This is a genomic window from Sphingopyxis sp. GW821-FHT10B01, from assembly GCF_059415685.1.
Map to the genome: position 1 here is coordinate 24,840 of NZ_JBWKNS010000005.1, position 16,282 is coordinate 41,121.

The window sequence follows — 16,282 nt, forward strand, 5'->3', positions numbered from 1 at the left end:
AATAAAAAGGGCGGCTGATTCAGCCGCCCTTTTCTCATCGTCGTGACCAACAGCTGCATATGCAGCCTGGACCGTTAGAAATCGGCTTTGAATCCGACATAGAATGACCGTCCGAAAACATCATAATAGGCCGGGATCGTGTCCAGCGCCTGGGTCCCCGCGGTGCTCGACGGGAAGAAAGGCGGCTTGCTGTCGAGAATATTGTCGACACCGACGTAGAATTCATAGTCCTTTTCGACGCGGAACGAGAAGCGAGCGTTGTGATAGAAACGATCGCCGATCTTAACTGCCGTAGCCGGAGTTACAAACGGGCTGTTCTTCGCACTGCCGATGTAGCGGATGTTATAGTTGAAACCAAAATCGTCACTGTTCCAACCGATATTACCGTTGGCGGTGAATTTGATGAAGCCCTGATCGGAGGTCGACCCACCGGCAAAGCCCAACAAATTGGTGGCTGGCTGACCCGGCAACGACACCTGTTTTGCCTTGTCGTAAATGGTCGCGATGGTCGACAGCGAACCACGTCCACCGAACGCCGGGAAGTTGTAACGCGCGTCGATGTCGATGCCCTTGATTTTCAGCGAAGCGACGTTGACCAATTGATCGTTGACGCCCGTCAACACATAGTTGGCGCCGGGTACGTTCGGATTGGTGGCGCGGGTCAGGTCCTCGCAGAACAACCGGGCGGCCGTATCATAGCATTGATTCGCCTTAAGCTGGCGCCCCACCGTGGTGATGATCCCCGACATCTTGATTTCGAAGCGATCGACGGTGAGCGAGAAGCCCGGAAGGAACGATGGCGCGAAAGACAGGCCATAAGTCAGCGTGGTTGCCTTTTCGGGGGCAAGATTGGGATTGCCGCCAACAAAACCGCCCACCGACTGCAAGACATTGAGCGGCGGGTTGTAATTGGCCGGCACACCGTCGGCGAGGCAATTAGCCGCGCGCGTCGTATTGGCGGTCCGGTTGGTCGCGGTGCACGGATCGTTCACCGTGCCGAACGTCTGGCCCACACCCGACAATTCACCGGGGGTCGGCGTGCGAACTGCGCGGCCGCGCATGACGCGGAACCGCAAGCCGTCGATCGGCTCATAGGTACCACCATAGCGCCATGTCTTGTAATTCCCGCCGTTCGAAGGATCGGAAATGCGGTATGCACCCTCCAGCGTCAGGCTTTTGACGAAGGACATATCGCCCAGAATCGGCGCGATCGCTTCGATGAACACTTCCTTGGTCTTCGTTTTTACGAAGTCGACGTCTCCGATCTGGTTGCCGGTGACTTCGGCATTATTGATCGATTGATCATAATCGAGGAAGCCCGAGAAGGTGCGATACTCCGCGCCGAAGGCGACCGAAAAGTCGCCGCCGGGCAGCGAGAACGGCGATCCCGAAACCGAAGCGATCGCATCGTGCAGGACGCTTTCGCCGGTCTGGCCGGCGGAAACATTCAGCGCCTTCTGCATTGCGTCGGTGTAGGGAAGGAACGGATTGATCGGCACACAGCCGGTCGCGCGTGCGCCGGCGTCGGCGCAGCGCAGCTGGCCGTCGACCATTTCCGTCTTGACGCCGTAATAGAGCTGACGCGTGCTCACCAGGCCGCGCGTCAAGCTGTCCAGCTTGGTACGGCCATAGGTATAGGAAACTTCATAGTTCCAGTTTTTGCCGAGCCCCAATTCGAAATCGCCGCGCAAGCCGGCGACCCCGCGCATCATTTCACGCTGGTTGATCGCGCCGCGGTCGTCGAAAGCGCCGAACCGCTGCTGCCATGCAAGCTGGGTCATGCCGCGAGCGGTGGCTGCATTGTAAACCGCGGTCGGGATGATCGGATTGGCAATCGTGGTGGTGACGCCGCCAACGGTCGACTGAATATTCAGCGGAATATTGGCTTGCAATCCGGTGACGCCCGGACCGCCGCCGAACAGGCTGCCCGCTGCCGTCGACTGGAAGGGATGGCCTTCGAACGCGGCATTGGTCCGCGTCTTGCCATAGTTGAATTCGATGAACGCATTGACGGCGTCCGACACTGGATATTCGGCTGCCGCAGCAAACATGATGCGGCGCGTCGGGATTGCGAGGTCGCGCCGTGCGTTGCGGTTGTAACCGTCGCGCGTGGTTACGAACGGAATCAGATTCCCGCTGCCGTCCGTGTAACTGAGATTGTCGCCGATGCGCGTTGCGTTGACCGCGCCAAGGCCATTGCCCGCGGTCAGGAAGAAGGTGCTATTTTGCCCGACGGCCGAATAGGCGGACGGTCCGCGAACCGGGGCGGCCGGCGGGAACCAGGCAAAATCCTCGGAGCACAGCGACCGCTGCGAACAATTGACCAGGCCCTGATAATCGATCTGCCCCGTCAACAGCACATGGCCGCCATCGCCGAACTTCGTGCCGAACATGACATAACCGCTGGGGTTCTTGTTGTCCCCGCGCTGGCTGATGCCATAGCTGCCGCCAACCCGCAGGCCTTCGAAGTCGGTCTTGGTGATAATGTTGACCACGCCGGCAACCGCGTCAGCGCCGTAAATGGCCGACGCACCGCCGGTCAAAATTTCGATCCGTTCGATGTTGGCCGATGGAATCATGTTGAAATCGACCGCGGTCGAGGTCGTCGTCCCCGCGGCGGCACGGCGGCCGTTGATCAGCGTCAGTGTCCGCCCGCCGCCCAGGTTGCGCAAATTGACCGTGTTAAGGCCCGATGATGCCGCGCCCGAAAAAGTCGACTGCGTGCGCGAGGTGCCAAAGGAGGCGGCGAACTGCGGCAACTGCGTCGCCAGATCGGCGATGTTCTCAAGCCCGCGATTTTCGAGCGCTTCGGCACCAATAACCAGAGTCGGTGCGCTGTTGTTAAGGTCAGGGCGCGCGATGCGCGATCCGGTGACGACGATAATTTGTTCTGCTTCGGCCTCTTCGGCCGGCGCGTTCTGTGCAAAGACAGGCGTCGAAACCAGGGCAATGCCCAGCACCAACGGTGCGGCGCCCAGTCTCAGCTTCGAATATTGGATTTTCTTCACGGTGCAGTCCCCTTGCTCCTGATGCCCAAGATATCGGGCACCCATGCGCAAGCAGTGTCACCACCCCTCCCATGTAGCCCCGATGGCATAGGGGATGACCTCTCGCTTGGGGCGAGTAAAGGGAATTCCCCAAGTAACCAGCGGATTCAATTCCATTTGTGACGTATTTGCAACTAACGGGGGCGAACGATGAAATACAACATTCTACAGCGCTGCATTTGCGACATTTTGTTTCAAAGGTTACGAATTCGGGCCCCCGTGAAAAATGGGTTCAACGGTGAATCGGGCTACGGAGCTACCAGGTCTCCCCATCGTAAAATCGGCGTTCTCCGCCTTCGAGAAAGCTTCGATTGGCAAGTTCCAGCGAGCTAGAACAATGGTGTGCCAGGGAAAGCGGGAACCCAGTTGCGACGCCAGCTCGCTGGGTCCCCGCTTTCGCGGGGATAAAGAAGTAAGAAGGGATAGCGGCAACTTCCGGTCGAATTCAGATCATCGTCATCCCGGACTTGATCCGGGATCCATAGCTCCACTGTCGTCATGGACCCCGGATCAAGTCCGGGATGACGATGATAGAGAATATCCGCAACCGGTTGTTTCCTTGTTCGCCGGGACGACCTTGGGTTTATTGATTCACCCGCATCGCGTGCCGCGCGGCGAGCCAGCCGAAGGTCATCGCCGGGCCCAGCGTCGCGCCCGCGCCCGGATAGGTCCGTCCCATCGCTGCCGCCGAGGCGTTGCCGATCGCATAGAGCCCGCCCAGCACCTTGCCGTCCTCGTTCAGCACCCGGCCGTTGTCGTCGGTGAGCAGTCCACCGTTGGTGCCAAGGTCGCACGGATAGATCGGGATGGCGTAGAAGGGGGCCTCGGCGATCGGCGCGAGCGTCGGATTCGGCGACACCGAGGCGTCGCCATAATGCCGGTCATAGGCGGAGGCGCCGCGTCCGAAATCGGGATCCTCGCCCTTGAGCGCGTTGGCATTGAAGCGCGCAATTTCCCTGGAAAGTATGGCGGCGTCGACGCCGATCTCCTTTGCTAGCCCGGCAAGGGTCCCGGCTTTCTTGAGGATCTTGCGCATCGCTTCGGGAATGCGCCCGTCGGCCGACGGCTTGCCCGCCATCATCGGCCCCAGCATATATTTGCCGCGATAGCGCGCATCGAACACGAACCATGAGGGGGTCGTGGGCGCTTCGGGGGTGTTGCAGCGATGCATTTCCCCCCCCGCGACATGATAGGACGCCGCCTCGTTCATATAGCGGCGCCCCGCCTGATTGATGATGATCGAGGAGGGGAGGGCGCGTTCGACGAACATGATCCGCGCGCGATCCTCACCCTCGAGCAGGAAGCCGGGGCCCCACCACGCCGAATCCATAAGCGCGGTCGCGGCGCCCACCGCGAGCCCGGCCTTCAGGCCGTCGCCGGTATTGCTCGGCACCCCGGCGCTCCAGTCGGCCGAGGTCGGCTGCGGCAGATATTTCTCGCGCAGCGCGGCGTCATGGTCGAAGCCGCCGCTTGCAATGATCACGCCGCGGCGCGCGCGGACCTCGACCCGCTGGCCGTCGCGTTCGACGATTGCGCCGATGATCCCGCTCTTGCCCTGGACCAGCTCGACCATCGGCGTACCCAGCCAGATCGGTACGCCCTTTTCGTCGAGCGACAGTTTGAGCCGCCCGATCAGCGCATTGCCGCCGGTCAGCCGCCGCGAGCGCTTCGTCTTGAAGCGCCACGGCAGGTCGAACATATATTTGAGCATCAGCTTGAACAGCAGCGGCTTGGCGCCGGGGCTCATCGTCAGGAGCAGCTTGGCCTCTTCCATCGTCCAGGTGAAGCGGCCAAAGGTCAGCGTCAGCGTGTGCGGCGGCTCCATCCGCTCGAAATCGGCGCCGAGCGTATCGGCCATCAACGGGATCGGATCGTGCGTCCGCCACCCGTCGCGCGCACCTTCGACGTCCATATGATAGTCCGAATAGGCATAGGCGGTGTAGTGAACCTGCGACCGCTCTTCGAGATAGCTCAGCATCCGGTGCGCATTGTCGACATAGGTTGCCAGTTTGGTTTCGGGCACATCGTCGCCGATCAGCGTCTTGATATAGCCCAGCGCTGCTTCGGGATCGTCGGCATGGCCCTTGGCGCGTGCATCGTCGCTGTTGGGGATCCAGATGCCACCGCCCGAGGTCGCCGAGGTTCCGCCATAACGCGCGCTTTTCTCGACAACCAGCACGTCGGCGCCGGCATCGGCAGCGGTGAAGGCTGCGGTCAGCGCGCCTGCGCCCGATCCGATCACCAATATATCGACTTCGTGAACGGCCACCCAATTGCTCCTGCCTCGGAAAACTCGCTCTTTCCGATCCATATGATGTTCTACATAATGATTGCGTTTTTGAAACAGGAAATTTCTACGCAAACTGTTATATATTTCACGTTGTGCTCGATGAATGTTGACAGTGGCGCGGCGATGCGGTCTGTGGGGCGCTGATCAAGCTGGGAGAAGTGGCGTTGCGTACCGCAACCAAGGCCGGAAAAAGGACGCGGGGCAAGGCCGCGAACGCGAGCCAGGGCGACGGGCTGCCCGCGCTCGACGATGTCGACGAGCAGATCATCGCTGCGCTGCGCAAGAACGGCCGGATCGCAAACCGCGACATCGCGCGCGAAATGGGGCTGAACGAAGCGACCGTGCGCACGCGCCTGCGCCGGCTGGAGGATGCCCGGATGGTGCGCGTCGTGGCGATGCGCGATCTGTCGGCGATGGGCTTCGGCTATCTGGCGCCCGTCGGGGTGCAGGTGAAGGGGCGGTCGGCGGGCGAGGTCGGTGCCGAGATCGCCGAGCTGGAACGCGTCATCACCGTCAACGTCGCGATCGGAACGCATGATCTGGAAATTCAGGTGGTGGCCGAGACACTGGAAGAGATGCAGCATCTCCTGACCAGCGTGATCGCCAAGATCGACGGGGTCGAACGGCTCTTCCCCAGCCTCGCACTCAAGGTTCTCAAATATAATCCGGAATGGGCCCCGCTATGAGCACCAGGATCAGCCTCGACGACCTCGATCACAAGATCATCGAACGCCTCGGCCATGATGCGCGGGTTTCGAACCGCGAAATCGGCCGCGAATTCGATCTGACCGAGGGGACGATCCGCTCGCGTCTCAAACGCTTGCTCGACAACAAGGTGATCCGCGTTGCCGCGGTGACCAACGCCAACCGGCTCCGCAACCCGATCCTCGCCTATCTCTGGGTCGAGGCGGACACCGCCGCGGACATCGAGCGCGTGGCGGAGAGCCTGGCGCAACTGCCCGAGATCGGCTTTGTCGCCACGACGCTTGGCCGCGCCGACGTGCTCGCGATGACGCTGGTGGAAAACGGCAATGAACTGACCGATTTCCTCCACCAGACGATCGACAAGATCCCCGGCGTGCGGCGCGTCCGCTACAGCCTTGGGCAGAATTTCATCAAGCACGACTATCGCTGGTGCGCGCTGGTCGATTGATAGCCCGGTGAGCGGGCTTACCCCGCCACCCAGCTTGCCTTGATCGCGTCGTCGGCGAGCGTGCCGTCCACGATCGCGCGCGGTTCGGAACGGCTATAGCTGATCCGCCATCCCTCGGGGGTGCGGCGATAGCGGTCATGATAGAAATTGGCGAGCAGCCGGAAGCTCTGGCTGCGCGGATCATAGGTTGCATAGCCCAGATTCCAGCGCGCGCTGGCTTCGTCGCCCTTCACGTCGATCTCGGCATTATGCCCCTGATGGACGTCGGTGATCGCGGTCGTCGCCGCCATCTGCGTGAAGACGTCGATCAGCCCGTCGAGGTTGAATTCGCCGACGGGCGGAAAGTCGATCACCGCATCCTCGGTAAAACAGGCGCGGATCGCGGCCACATCCTTCGCGTCGCAGGCGTTGAGGTAACGCGCCTTCAGGCGGCGGATGTCGCTTTCGGCTTCGAGCCGCGCGATACGGGATTCAAGGTCGGTCATCGGGTGAGATTATCCTGCTTTGGGGGATGGGATGGTCGGTGGCGCCGATCCAGCGCAGCAACATGGTGCCCTGATGGTGCCCGGCGGTATCGATCCAGTTGCCGAAGCCCGGATCGCGCGGGCCGACGATCAGCGTCAGCGTGCCGTCGTCGTTCAGCCGCGCGCTGTGCCCGTTCACATGGATGCGATGATGGCGATAATCGAGCGATTCCATCCAGTAATTGTCGAGCTGGAAATTCCAGAAGCTGCATGCCGGCACGCGCGTGTCGATCCGCAGCATCTCGCCGGGTTCAAGCTGCCACCAGCCGTGGAGGTAAAAGATCGTCGGATCGCCGCCCGCGCGGAAAAAGGGCGTCTGGTCGGTCGTGGCGAGCCGGTTCATCTGGTTCGCGCGGAAATCCTCGGTCCACTGGACGAAGGTGCGCGCGGTTCCGGCAACAAAGGCGGTGGTGCGTTCCAGCGCCGCCGCGAGCGTGTCGGCGGAGAGCGGCGCTGGATATGCCGGGCCGTCGATCGCTTCGATCTCCACCATCGCGGGCTCCTCGTTCGCGCGGTCGAGAAAGGTCTGGCGCACGATCACCATCGAGCTGTCGTCGGCCAGCGGCAGCCAGTTGCCGTCGGCCTTTTCGCGGCTGACGATGATCTCGAACGACCCGTCGGCGGCCACCGCCATGTCGGCCGAATCGAGCTCGCCGGTCGAGGCCATCGTGCCGTCCACGGCATAGCGGTTGGCCTTGGTGCCGAAACTCAGGATCGGCACGCTGCCGCGCTGACCCCGGATGCGATAGCGCCGAGCGCCCGACACCGTCGCGTTCATATAGATATTGTCGGGATTGTCGGCGCCGATCTTCGCGGTCTGGTGCGAGGCGGCATAGAAGCTCGGGAAATCGGGATCGGCATGTTCGAGCTGCATGTCGAGCGCGATGCGCAGCAGTCGGGTCAGATAGCGATAGCCCTCGGCACGGTCGAGCGGATTGGCGGCGGCTTCGGCGCCGGTGACGATCTCGCCCGCGGCCTCCAGCCGCCGGCAGAAATCGCGCCAGACATCGGGCGACAGGATGCGGTTACCGGTCATCGTCATGGCGCCATATACTGGCCGCCGTTGACGTCGAGCGTCGCGCCGGTGACCATTTTTGCATAGTCGGAGAGGAAGAAGAGCACGCTCTTGGCGCAATCCGCCTCGGGCGGGATGACGCCGAGCGGGATGCGCCCGGTAATCTCGCCGATCACCGTATCGCGGTCCAGCCCGCCTGCGGCGGCGCGGTCGATATAGTCATAGACCGGCTTGCCCCCGATCCAGCCCATTCGCGTCGCATTGACCCGGATGTTAAAGCGGCCAAGATCCTTGGCCATATGCTTGGTCATCGTGGTGAGCCCGCCTTTGCCGGTGGCATAGCCGCCCTCGCCGGGGAAGGGATTGACCTGCGACATGGTGGCGACATTGACCACCGCGCCGCCGCCCGCCGCCTTCATCGCGGGCAGCACCGCCTGCGTCATCCGCAGCGCGCCGAGGCAATTGACGTCGAACACGCGTGCCCAATCCTCGGGATCGGCTTCGTCCACCGTCACCCATTCGCCGTGGATATAGGCGGTATTGACCAGCCCGTCGATCCGCCCGAACGCATCGGCGGTCGCTTTCGCCAGCGCCGCGCACTGGTCCGCATTGCCGACATCGGTCGGCACCGCGACCGCCTCGCCGCCGCTCGCGCGGATTTCATCGGCGACCGCGTCGATGAAATCCTTGTTGCGCGCGCCGAGCCCGACCTTGGCGCCCTCGGCGGCGGCGATCCGCGCCATCGCTTGCCCCATGCCGGGGCCGACCCCGCTGATGATGATGACCTTGTTCTCAAGCAGGCTCGGCATAGTCTTCTCCCGCAAATATGGATTTGAGTTCGGGGGCCAGCGCGTTGCCGACCTCGGGGCAATGCGTTCCCGACGCGCCGTACATAGCGGCGACGCAGCGGTTGCATGCGGTACAGCCCGAACCATCGCTGGCTCCGCTCTGCCATTTCGCGATCAGCGCCGGATCGTGGATCAGCGCACGCGCTAGCGCGATCGCATCGAACCCTTCGGCCGCCGCTTGCCGCGCCCCGGCGAGCGACTGGATGCCGCCCAGATAGGCAAGCTTCATCGGCGTCCGGCCGAGCGCCGCCTTCAGCTTCAGCGCGGATTCCATCAGATAATTTTCGCGGAAACTTGGTAGCTTCGGCACGCTGCGCTTCAGGATCGCAAATTGCAGCTTCGCCAGCAGCCCGCCCTGCATCGCTGCGAGGTCGTCATAGGGCAGCGCGCTGCCGAACATTGCCCATGTGCTTTCGATATTGCGCCCTGCCGACAGGATCAGCATGTCCGCGCCCGCCGCTTCGAGCGCCCGCGCGGTCACAATCGCGTCGTCGACCGTCGCGCCGCCCCGCACCGCATCGGTCAGATTGATCTTGGCGAGGATCGCGAGCCGCCCGCCGGTTGCTTGCTTGACCGCTGCCAGCACCTCGGCGGGAAAACGTGCGCGGTTTGCGGACGATCCGCCATAGCCATCCTTGCGGAAATTGGAGAGCGGCGAGATGAACTGGTTGAGCAGATAGCCATGCCCCATATGGATTTCGAGCGCATCGAAACCCGCCTGTTCGGCCAGTCCCGCGGCGCGCACGAACTCGCCCGTCACCATCTCCATGTCCGTCCGCGTCATCGCGCGCTGAAAGACGCGGCCCTTCAGCACCCCCATCTTGTCGATCCCGCCCGATGCCGACATCGCGCGCGGGGTCGACAGGTCGTCGATCTGACAAAAGCTGCCGCCATGGGTGATCTGCGCCGACGCTTTCGCGCCCCCGGCATGGATCGCATCGGTGACCGCGCGGTAATGCGGCACGCTGTCGTGGCTCAGCATTCCCTGTCCGGGCAGCGTGCGTCCGTCGGGCGAGACCGCGAGATAGGCGAGCGTCGTCATCCCCACGCCGCCGCGCGCATAAGCGCGGTGGAAATCGAGGAGCGCGCGGGTGGGGAAGGTGTCCTTGCTCATCATCTCGTTCGCACCCGAACGGATGAAGCGGTTGCGCAGCGTGATCGGCCCGATCCGGACCGGGTCGAAGGGGCCGGCGGCGCTCATGGCGCGGGCTCGGGCGTGAAACCGGCGGGCGGGTCCTTGACCCAGAAATCGGCTTCGGTGCGGCTTGCGATCCGCCAGCCCGCGGGCGTGCGCACCAGATCGTCGACATAGGTGCAGCCGAGCAGGAACAGATGATCGCCCTCGGGCCGCGCAAGCTGCATCGGGTTGAACAGCATCGTCCTTGCCGTCGCGCGGTCGCCGTCGAGCCGGATCAGCGGCAGCCCGATCAGATGCTGGGTGAGGGGGAAGGGGGCGAGCGCCCTGGCCAGCCACGGCTTGATCTCTGCCCAGCTGCCCTGCGCGCCGCCGGTGACGCGATAGTCGATCGCGGCGTCCGGGGTGAACACGGCATCGAGCGCGTCATAATCCCTGGCGTCGATCGCAAAGACATAGGCGGCGAGTAGTTGCTGGATTTCGATGATGTCGGTGGCGCTCATCTTGCTCGTTCCTTCAGCCGAAATTGGCCTGCCCACCGTCGAGCGGGATCGTTGCCCCGGTCAGATAGCCGAGATCGGGGCCGCACAGCGCCGCCACTGCATTGCCGATATCCTCCTCGCAATCGCCGACGCGGCGCAGCGGGATCGTGCGGAAAAAGGCCTCGGCCTCCTCCGGGTTATTCTCGATCCAGCCTTGCAGGCCCGGCGAATTGGCGTGCGGTGCGATCGTAAGGACGCGAATGCCGTCGGGGCCCCATTCGGCGGCGGCGGCGCGGGTCAACGCGCGCGTCGCCTGCTTCACCGCAGCATAGGCGCCGTAATTCGCCATGTCCCAGCGCACGGCGGCCGAACTGGCAAGGTTGATGATCGTACCGCCACCGCGGCGCAGAAGGTGCGGATGACAGGCCTTCATCAACCGGAACGAAGCCAGCGGGCCCGAGGCGAAACCCGCCTCGAACGCGTCATCCTCAACCTGCAGAAGCGGCCCGAGCGGCACCTCCTGTGCATTGTTGACGAGAATGTCGATCGCGCCGAAATGCTGCGCGACCGCATCCACCGCGGCGCGAACCGATGTCGCGTCCTTGATGTCGGCAGCGAAGGCGGCGGCATCGCTGCCGATTTCCGCCGCCACGACTTCGAGCTTGGCGAGTGTGCGGCCGACCAGTGCGATCCGGGCACCGCGCCGGGCGAGCGCGCGGGCAATGCCGCGTCCGACACCCTGACCGGCACCGGTGACCAGCGCGACCTTGCCCGCCAGCATCGTCAGGGCTGACCCATCAGGCTTGCCGGCGCGCCGGGAAGGAAGGTCTGGTAATAGCCCGCCGACCAGCCGCCATCGACCGCCAGCTCGGCGCCGCTGATATAGCTGGCGTCGTCGGAGGCGATGAACAGGCTGGCGCGCGCGATTTCCTCGGGCTCGCCGATGCGCTGGAGCGGCACGCGCTCATAGCCGATGTTGAGCGCATCGCCAGTCAGCCCGGTCGGATTGCCCATCTGGGTGTTCACGCCGCCGGGATGGACGGTGCAGACGCGAATGCCGCGCGGGCCCAGCTCGTAAGCGAGCGATTTCGACAGCCCGCGTACCGCCCATTTGCTGGCGGTATAGGCCGACAGGCCGTTGCAGCCGCGCAGACCGTCGACCGACGAGATGTTGACGATGACGCCGCGGCCGGCCTCGATCATCGCGCGCGCGGCATATTTGGCGCCGAGCATCGTGCCCATCACATTGATCGCAAGGACGCGTTCGATATCCTCGGCGGGCATCGCCTCGATCGGGCTGAAATGGACGATCGCGGCGTTGTTGATCAATATGTCGAGCTTGCCGAAGCGCTGGACCGTCGCGGCGACCACACGCTCCCAGTCGGCTTCGGACCGCACGTCGAGCTTCTCGAACACGGCGCTCTCGCCGATTTCCTTCGCGGTTTCCTGTCCCTTGTCCTCGATCACGTCGCACAGCACCACTTTGGCGCCCTCGGCCGCGAAGAGGCGCGCGGTCGCGGCGCCCATTCCCTGTGCTGCACCCGTTACGATCGCGACTTTACCTGCGAGTCTTGCCACGCAATTTCTCCTGTCTTTGTCTGTTGGTGCCGCCGGTCAGGCGACCTTCTGTTCGAATGGCGCGGACAAGGTACCGCGGGTGATATGGGTGCCGTTGACGCGCTTCTGAAATTCCTCGGCGCGCGCGCGCGGATTGTAGAATTGGCGATACCAGATGCGCAATTTTCCGATCGGGCCGTCGCCCTGCACCGCCATCGGATTGATGCAGGGTTTCTTGTTCGACCAGATTTCGAAATCCTGCGCGAATGCGGCGCAGGCCGCGGCTTGATAAGCGCGCGCCATCGCGACATCATCGGCGCTCGGCTCGGCATTGGGCACCTTGACCAGCAGCGCGTGCCACACCTTCACCACCCCGTCGTCGACGGGGGTGTGCGCAATCATGATGATCGACGGGAATTGCCCCGACATGCGCGACTGCAGAATCCCCGGCCCGGTATACCAGGTGTCGGTTTCGAGCGGGGCGTCGCCCTGAAGCGTGCGGTGCCCGGCGCGCAGTCGCTGGACGACCCGGTGGCCGTCGAAATCATTTTCAAAGACATCGACGGCATCATTGCCGTGGACGGGTTCGAAATGCGCGCGGTCGGCCATATTGTCGAGGATCTCGACCGGATGGCTCGCGAGTTCGCCCAGCCGGTCGAGTTCCCATTTCACCCAATGCGGCTGATAATATTCCTCGAACGACGGCAGTTCATATTCGGGTTCGAGCCCCTCGGGGTCGTGCCACATCCAGATACAGCCCGCGCGTTCGATCACCGGCCAGTTTTCGAGCCTCGCCGCCGCCGGAATCTTCTGCGGCGAATAGGGGATCTGGTTGCACTTGCCGTCGGGGCCAAAGCGCCAGCCATGATAGGGGCAGCGGATCGACTCCCCCTGCACATGCTCGTTGTCGCGGATCACGAAGCTCGTTTCGTTCTTCGCCAGATGCGCGCCCATGTGCGGGCAATAGGCATCGACCAGATAAACCTGCCCCGACTCGCCGCGGTAGAGCACCCGGTCGCGGCCGAAAAACCGGACGGCGAGCGGGGTCGTCCCTTCCAGTTCGGCGGCGGCGGCGATCATGAACCAGCCGCGCGGAAAGACCTGGTCGCCCAGTCCATAGTCTGCGGTTGTCGCCATTGGAAATCTCCCATTCATGCCCGGCTTGCATCAGGCATTGTCATTTTGCGTTTTGAAAACTTGCGATATCATCGCATTTCGATAACATATCTCACTATTGTCGACGTTATGCAATATTTTGTGGATCAAGGAGGGTGAAGATGGGTGAAAGTTCGCAGTTTCCCGAAGGCGCGACGCTGATTTTCGGCGCGACCGGCGGCATCGGCGCGGCGGTCGCCGGCGAATTTGCTGCGGCGGGGAGCGACATCGCGATCGCATGGCGTTCGAAACAGGCGGAGGCCGAGGCGCTGGCCGAACGCATCGAGGCGTCGGGGCGCAAGGCGAGCCTGCATCAATGCGACGTTACCGATGACGCGGCGCTGGCCGCGACCATCGCGGGCGCTGCCGCCGCACACGGGCGCATCCACACCATGTTGTGGGGCGCAGGGCCGCTCGTTGCGCAGGTCCATCTTGCCGACACGACGCCCGAACAATGGCGCCGGGCGATCGACGTCGAGGTCCACGGCTTTTTCGGCGCCACGCATCTTATCATTCCGCATATGCGCGAACATGGCGGCGGCTCGTTCGTCCATCTGGGCTCGGCCGGCGACCTGCGCTGGCCCGACAAGGACGGCCTGTCGGTCGCGCCCAAGGCGGCGAACGAGGCGCTGGTCAGGGGCATCGCGCGCGAGGAGGGAAAGCATGGCATCCGCGCCAACTCGATCCTCGTCGGCGTGATCGAGGCCGGCATGTTCCTCGAGCTGTCGAAACAGGGCGTGTTCGACGACGCCTGGACCGCCGAGGTGCACAAGAATCTTGCGCTCAAGCGTTGGGGGCGTCCCGAGGAAATCGGCCATGCTGCTGTCTTCCTTGCCTCGTCCAAAGCTGCCTATGTCACGGGGCAGCAAATCGCGGTTGCGGGCGGTTACGGGGTCTGACCGCACGGCCCAGACCCCGGCGGCGCCGTTACGCTACGGTTTCCATCGCGAAGGCGGCCCGCAATCCGCGGGCCGCCGTTCCCACCGCGACATCGGCCTGCGGCAGCATGCCCAGCATGCTGGCAAAGCCGTGGATCACGCCGGGGAAATGGTCATGCGTCACCGCCACGCCATCGGCCTTCAGCCGTTCGGCGTAGGCGGCGCCTTCGTCGCGCAGCGGGTCATATTCGGCGGTGACGACGGTCGCCGACGGAAGGCCGGCGAGGCTGTCGGCGCGGATCGGGGTCGCGAGGGCGTCGGCGGGGCGTTCGGCATCGCCCAGATATTGCGTCCAGAACCACTGCATCATTTCGCTGCTCAGCATATAGCCGGTGGCGTTCTCGATATAGGAGGCGCGGGTGAAATCATTGTCGACGACGGGGTAGAGGAGCAGCTGATGCGCGATGGCCGGGCCACCCTCATCGCGCGTGGCAAGGCACAGCGCCGCGGACAGGTTGCCGCCCGCGCTGTCGCCGCCGACCGCGATCCGGCCGGGGTCGATGCCGAGCGTATCGGCCTGTTCGACCGCGGTCACAACGGCGGCGCGAACGGTATCGAGCGCGGCCGGATAGCGATGCTCGGGCGCGCGCGGATATTCGAGCGAGAGCACTGCAACCTCTGCGGCGGCGGCGAGCGCGCGGCACAGCGGGTCATGGGTGTCGAGCGTCCCGAACACCCAGCCGCCGCCATGGATGAAGACGAGCAGGGGGAGCGTTGTCCCGGGCGCGGGGTGATAAAGGCGCGCCTTCACGGCGCCCGCGCCGGTGTCGAGCGTGACGTCGCGAACCTCCGCCACGCCGGCCTTGGGCACGGGCATCGGCTGTTCGTCGGCCAGCCGCAGCGCGGCCGGATCGAAGGGCGCATTCATGTGCGGCAGCGCGTTCATCATATCGAGCAACGGCGCGAGGGCGGGATCAATGGGCATGGCAAAACTCTCCGGCTTGTGGGATGGAATAGATGGAAATGAAGGTGTGATGGCGAAGGCAGGCGGACCGGCCGCGGAATTTTCGAAACTGCTCTCCGACCTGTTCGGCGGCTTGCTGACGGACGCGCCGTGGGAGGATTTTCTGCGCGGCCTCGCACTCTATCTCGACGGCACGTACGCGACGCTGATCCTGACGATGCCCGGCACGCGCAAACCCGGAACGATCGTCACCCCCGACGCCGATCCGCAAACGAGCGAAGACTATGCCGAAAGCTTCTTTGCCAGCGATCCGTTCAAGGGGTTGCCCGAAGGCAAGGTCATGTCGTTCAGCGACTTTGTGCAGGGCGCAGCCCGCGCAAGCGATTTCTGGCACGACTTTCTCGAAGCTGCGGGCGGCGACCAGATCCTCGGTGTGGATTTGCGTTTCGACAGCGGTTTCGAGGCGCGGTTGCGCGTGACGCGCGACCGCAGCCGCCGCGACTTCGGCACCGCCGAGCGCGAGGCGTTGCAGGTGCTCGTTCCGCATCTGCGCCATGCCATCCAGCTGTTCGAACGATTGCAGGCATCGGGCGCCGAACATGGTGTCTATCGCGGGGTTGTCGAACAGATGGGCGTCGCGGCGATCACCCTTGACCATGACGGCAAGGTGATCCGCACCAACGCGGTCGCCGAGCGCCTGCTGGCCGGGGGCGACGGGCTGACGCTCGCGGGCGGGCGGCTCCGGCTGGCGGCGGGGACCGCGCACCGTACGCTCGAAAAACTGCTCAAATTGCTCAGCGCGGAGGCCGATCCCGCCGCCGCGCCGCCGCAGCGCTTCCGCATCGAAAGGCCCTCGGGGCAGCGCGATCTGGGCGTCGTTGCCAAGGCGGTGACGACGCCGGCCTTCATGCGCGGCGGCAAGGGGGCCGCGCTCGCCCTGTTCATCAGCGATCCGGGGCAGGATGCGACGCCCGATCCCGAAGCGATCCGCGACCTGTTCCAGCTGACGCGAATGGAGGCGATGCTGGCCGCGGCGCTCGCGGGCGGCGGTTCGCTGGTCGAGGCGGCCGACCGGCTGGGCATCGCGCACAACACCGCGCGGTCGCACCTGCGCTCGATCTTCGCCAAGACCGGCGCGCGGCGTCAGTCGCAGCTTGTGCATCTGCTCCACGCCGGAATGACCGAATTGGGCGGTTCCGGAAGCTAAGGGTATTGCTTCTTTCTGCGTAGATGA

Annotated in this window: 15 protein-coding genes; 4 read left to right on the forward strand and 11 right to left on the reverse strand. The window is 64.0% G+C overall.

Annotated features, from left to right (window positions below):
* Nucleotides 1-74: 74 nt before the first annotated feature.
* Together AC07NV_RS15660 and AC07NV_RS15665 are read right to left on the reverse strand one after the other, a co-directional pair.
* On the reverse strand, nt 75-3,008 hold the full coding sequence (locus tag AC07NV_RS15660; RefSeq protein WP_495167312.1) for a TonB-dependent receptor domain-containing protein: 2,934 nt from the start codon (nt 3,006-3,008) through the stop codon (nt 75-77).
* A 622-nt stretch (nt 3,009-3,630) separates the two neighbouring features.
* Nucleotides 3,631-5,316, reverse strand: a complete 1,686-nt coding sequence (locus AC07NV_RS15665; RefSeq protein ID WP_495167313.1) for an FAD-dependent oxidoreductase — start codon at nt 5,314-5,316, stop codon at nt 3,631-3,633.
* A 179-nt stretch (nt 5,317-5,495) separates the two neighbouring features.
* Here AC07NV_RS15665 and AC07NV_RS15670 point away from each other — a divergent pair, with 179 nt between their 5' ends.
* Nucleotides 5,496-6,023, forward strand: a complete 528-nt coding sequence (locus AC07NV_RS15670; RefSeq protein WP_495167314.1) for an Lrp/AsnC family transcriptional regulator — start codon at nt 5,496-5,498, stop codon at nt 6,021-6,023.
* On the forward strand, nt 6,020-6,490 hold the full coding sequence (locus AC07NV_RS15675) for an Lrp/AsnC family transcriptional regulator (protein ID WP_495167315.1): 471 nt from the start codon (nt 6,020-6,022) through the stop codon (nt 6,488-6,490). The genes AC07NV_RS15670 and AC07NV_RS15675 overlap by 4 nt, the downstream gene beginning before the upstream one ends.
* A 17-nt stretch (nt 6,491-6,507) precedes the next feature.
* Here the strand turns inward: AC07NV_RS15675 and AC07NV_RS15680 are convergent, their stop codons facing one another.
* Genes AC07NV_RS15680 through AC07NV_RS15715 form a run of 8 tightly spaced genes read right to left on the reverse strand, consistent with a single transcriptional unit; the run spans nt 6,508 to nt 13,188 of the window.
* Nucleotides 6,508-6,975, reverse strand: a complete 468-nt coding sequence (locus AC07NV_RS15680; RefSeq protein ID WP_495167316.1) for a nuclear transport factor 2 family protein — start codon at nt 6,973-6,975, stop codon at nt 6,508-6,510.
* Nucleotides 6,962-8,050, reverse strand: a complete 1,089-nt coding sequence (locus AC07NV_RS15685) for a DUF1214 domain-containing protein (protein ID WP_495167317.1) — start codon at nt 8,048-8,050, stop codon at nt 6,962-6,964. Before AC07NV_RS15685 ends, AC07NV_RS15680 begins: the two co-directional genes overlap by 14 nt.
* A 2-nt stretch (nt 8,051-8,052) precedes the next feature.
* Nucleotides 8,053-8,838, reverse strand: coding sequence for an SDR family oxidoreductase (locus AC07NV_RS15690; RefSeq protein ID WP_495167318.1), 786 nt, complete (start codon nt 8,836-8,838; stop codon nt 8,053-8,055).
* A complete protein-coding gene (locus AC07NV_RS15695) occupies nt 8,822-10,078 on the reverse strand; it encodes an NADH:flavin oxidoreductase (protein WP_495167319.1) in 1,257 nt (418 codons plus the stop codon). Before AC07NV_RS15695 ends, AC07NV_RS15690 begins: the two co-directional genes overlap by 17 nt.
* Nucleotides 10,075-10,515, reverse strand: a complete 441-nt coding sequence (locus tag AC07NV_RS15700) for a nuclear transport factor 2 family protein (protein WP_495167320.1) — start codon at nt 10,513-10,515, stop codon at nt 10,075-10,077. The genes AC07NV_RS15695 and AC07NV_RS15700 overlap by 4 nt, the downstream gene beginning before the upstream one ends.
* A 13-nt stretch (nt 10,516-10,528) precedes the next feature.
* Nucleotides 10,529-11,275: an SDR family NAD(P)-dependent oxidoreductase gene (locus AC07NV_RS15705; protein WP_495167321.1), complete on the reverse strand. Its 747-nt coding sequence runs from the start codon at nt 11,273-11,275 to the stop codon at nt 10,529-10,531.
* Between the two features lie 2 nt (nt 11,276-11,277).
* Nucleotides 11,278-12,072: an SDR family NAD(P)-dependent oxidoreductase gene (locus AC07NV_RS15710; protein WP_495167322.1), complete on the reverse strand. Its 795-nt coding sequence runs from the start codon at nt 12,070-12,072 to the stop codon at nt 11,278-11,280.
* A 36-nt stretch (nt 12,073-12,108) separates the two neighbouring features.
* Nucleotides 12,109-13,188: a 3-ketosteroid-9-alpha-monooxygenase, oxygenase component gene (locus AC07NV_RS15715; protein WP_495167323.1), complete on the reverse strand. Its 1,080-nt coding sequence runs from the start codon at nt 13,186-13,188 to the stop codon at nt 12,109-12,111.
* Nucleotides 13,189-13,328: 140 nt separating this feature from the next.
* Here AC07NV_RS15715 and AC07NV_RS15720 point away from each other — a divergent pair, with 140 nt between their 5' ends.
* A complete protein-coding gene (locus AC07NV_RS15720) occupies nt 13,329-14,105 on the forward strand; it encodes an SDR family NAD(P)-dependent oxidoreductase (protein WP_495167324.1) in 777 nt (258 codons plus the stop codon).
* Between the two features lie 28 nt (nt 14,106-14,133).
* Here AC07NV_RS15720 and AC07NV_RS15725 read toward each other — a convergent pair whose 3' ends face one another.
* Nucleotides 14,134-15,069 (reverse strand): alpha/beta hydrolase, encoded by a 936-nt coding sequence (locus tag AC07NV_RS15725; protein WP_495167325.1) that lies wholly within the window; start codon nt 15,067-15,069, stop codon nt 14,134-14,136.
* Between AC07NV_RS15725 and AC07NV_RS15730 the strand changes: the two genes are divergently transcribed.
* Nucleotides 15,068-16,255, forward strand: a complete 1,188-nt coding sequence (locus tag AC07NV_RS15730) for a helix-turn-helix transcriptional regulator (protein WP_495167326.1) — start codon at nt 15,068-15,070, stop codon at nt 16,253-16,255. The two genes, AC07NV_RS15725 and AC07NV_RS15730, sit on opposite strands and share 2 nt — an antisense overlap.
* The last annotated feature ends 27 nt before the right edge of the window (nt 16,256-16,282 follow it).

Coding starts and splice junctions, on each gene's coding strand:
- AC07NV_RS15680 (WP_495167316.1), bottom strand. CDS start 6,975: ATGACCGACCTTGAATCCCGTATCGCGCGGCTCGAAGCCGAAAGCGAC.
- AC07NV_RS15720 (WP_495167324.1), top strand. CDS start 13,329: ATGGGTGAAAGTTCGCAGTTTCCCGAAGGCGCGACGCTGATTTTCGGC.
- AC07NV_RS15700 (WP_495167320.1), bottom strand. CDS start 10,515: ATGAGCGCCACCGACATCATCGAAATCCAGCAACTACTCGCCGCCTAT.
- AC07NV_RS15715 (WP_495167323.1), bottom strand. CDS start 13,188: ATGGCGACAACCGCAGACTATGGACTGGGCGACCAGGTCTTTCCGCGC.
- AC07NV_RS15690 (WP_495167318.1), bottom strand. CDS start 8,838: ATGCCGAGCCTGCTTGAGAACAAGGTCATCATCATCAGCGGGGTCGGC.
- AC07NV_RS15685 (WP_495167317.1), bottom strand. CDS start 8,050: ATGACCGGTAACCGCATCCTGTCGCCCGATGTCTGGCGCGATTTCTGC.
- AC07NV_RS15730 (WP_495167326.1), top strand. CDS start 15,068: ATGGCAAAACTCTCCGGCTTGTGGGATGGAATAGATGGAAATGAAGGT.
- AC07NV_RS15705 (WP_495167321.1), bottom strand. CDS start 11,275: ATGCTGGCGGGCAAGGTCGCGCTGGTCACCGGTGCCGGTCAGGGTGTC.
- AC07NV_RS15675 (WP_495167315.1), top strand. CDS start 6,020: ATGAGCACCAGGATCAGCCTCGACGACCTCGATCACAAGATCATCGAA.
- AC07NV_RS15725 (WP_495167325.1), bottom strand. CDS start 15,069: ATGCCCATTGATCCCGCCCTCGCGCCGTTGCTCGATATGATGAACGCG.
- AC07NV_RS15695 (WP_495167319.1), bottom strand. CDS start 10,078: ATGAGCGCCGCCGGCCCCTTCGACCCGGTCCGGATCGGGCCGATCACG.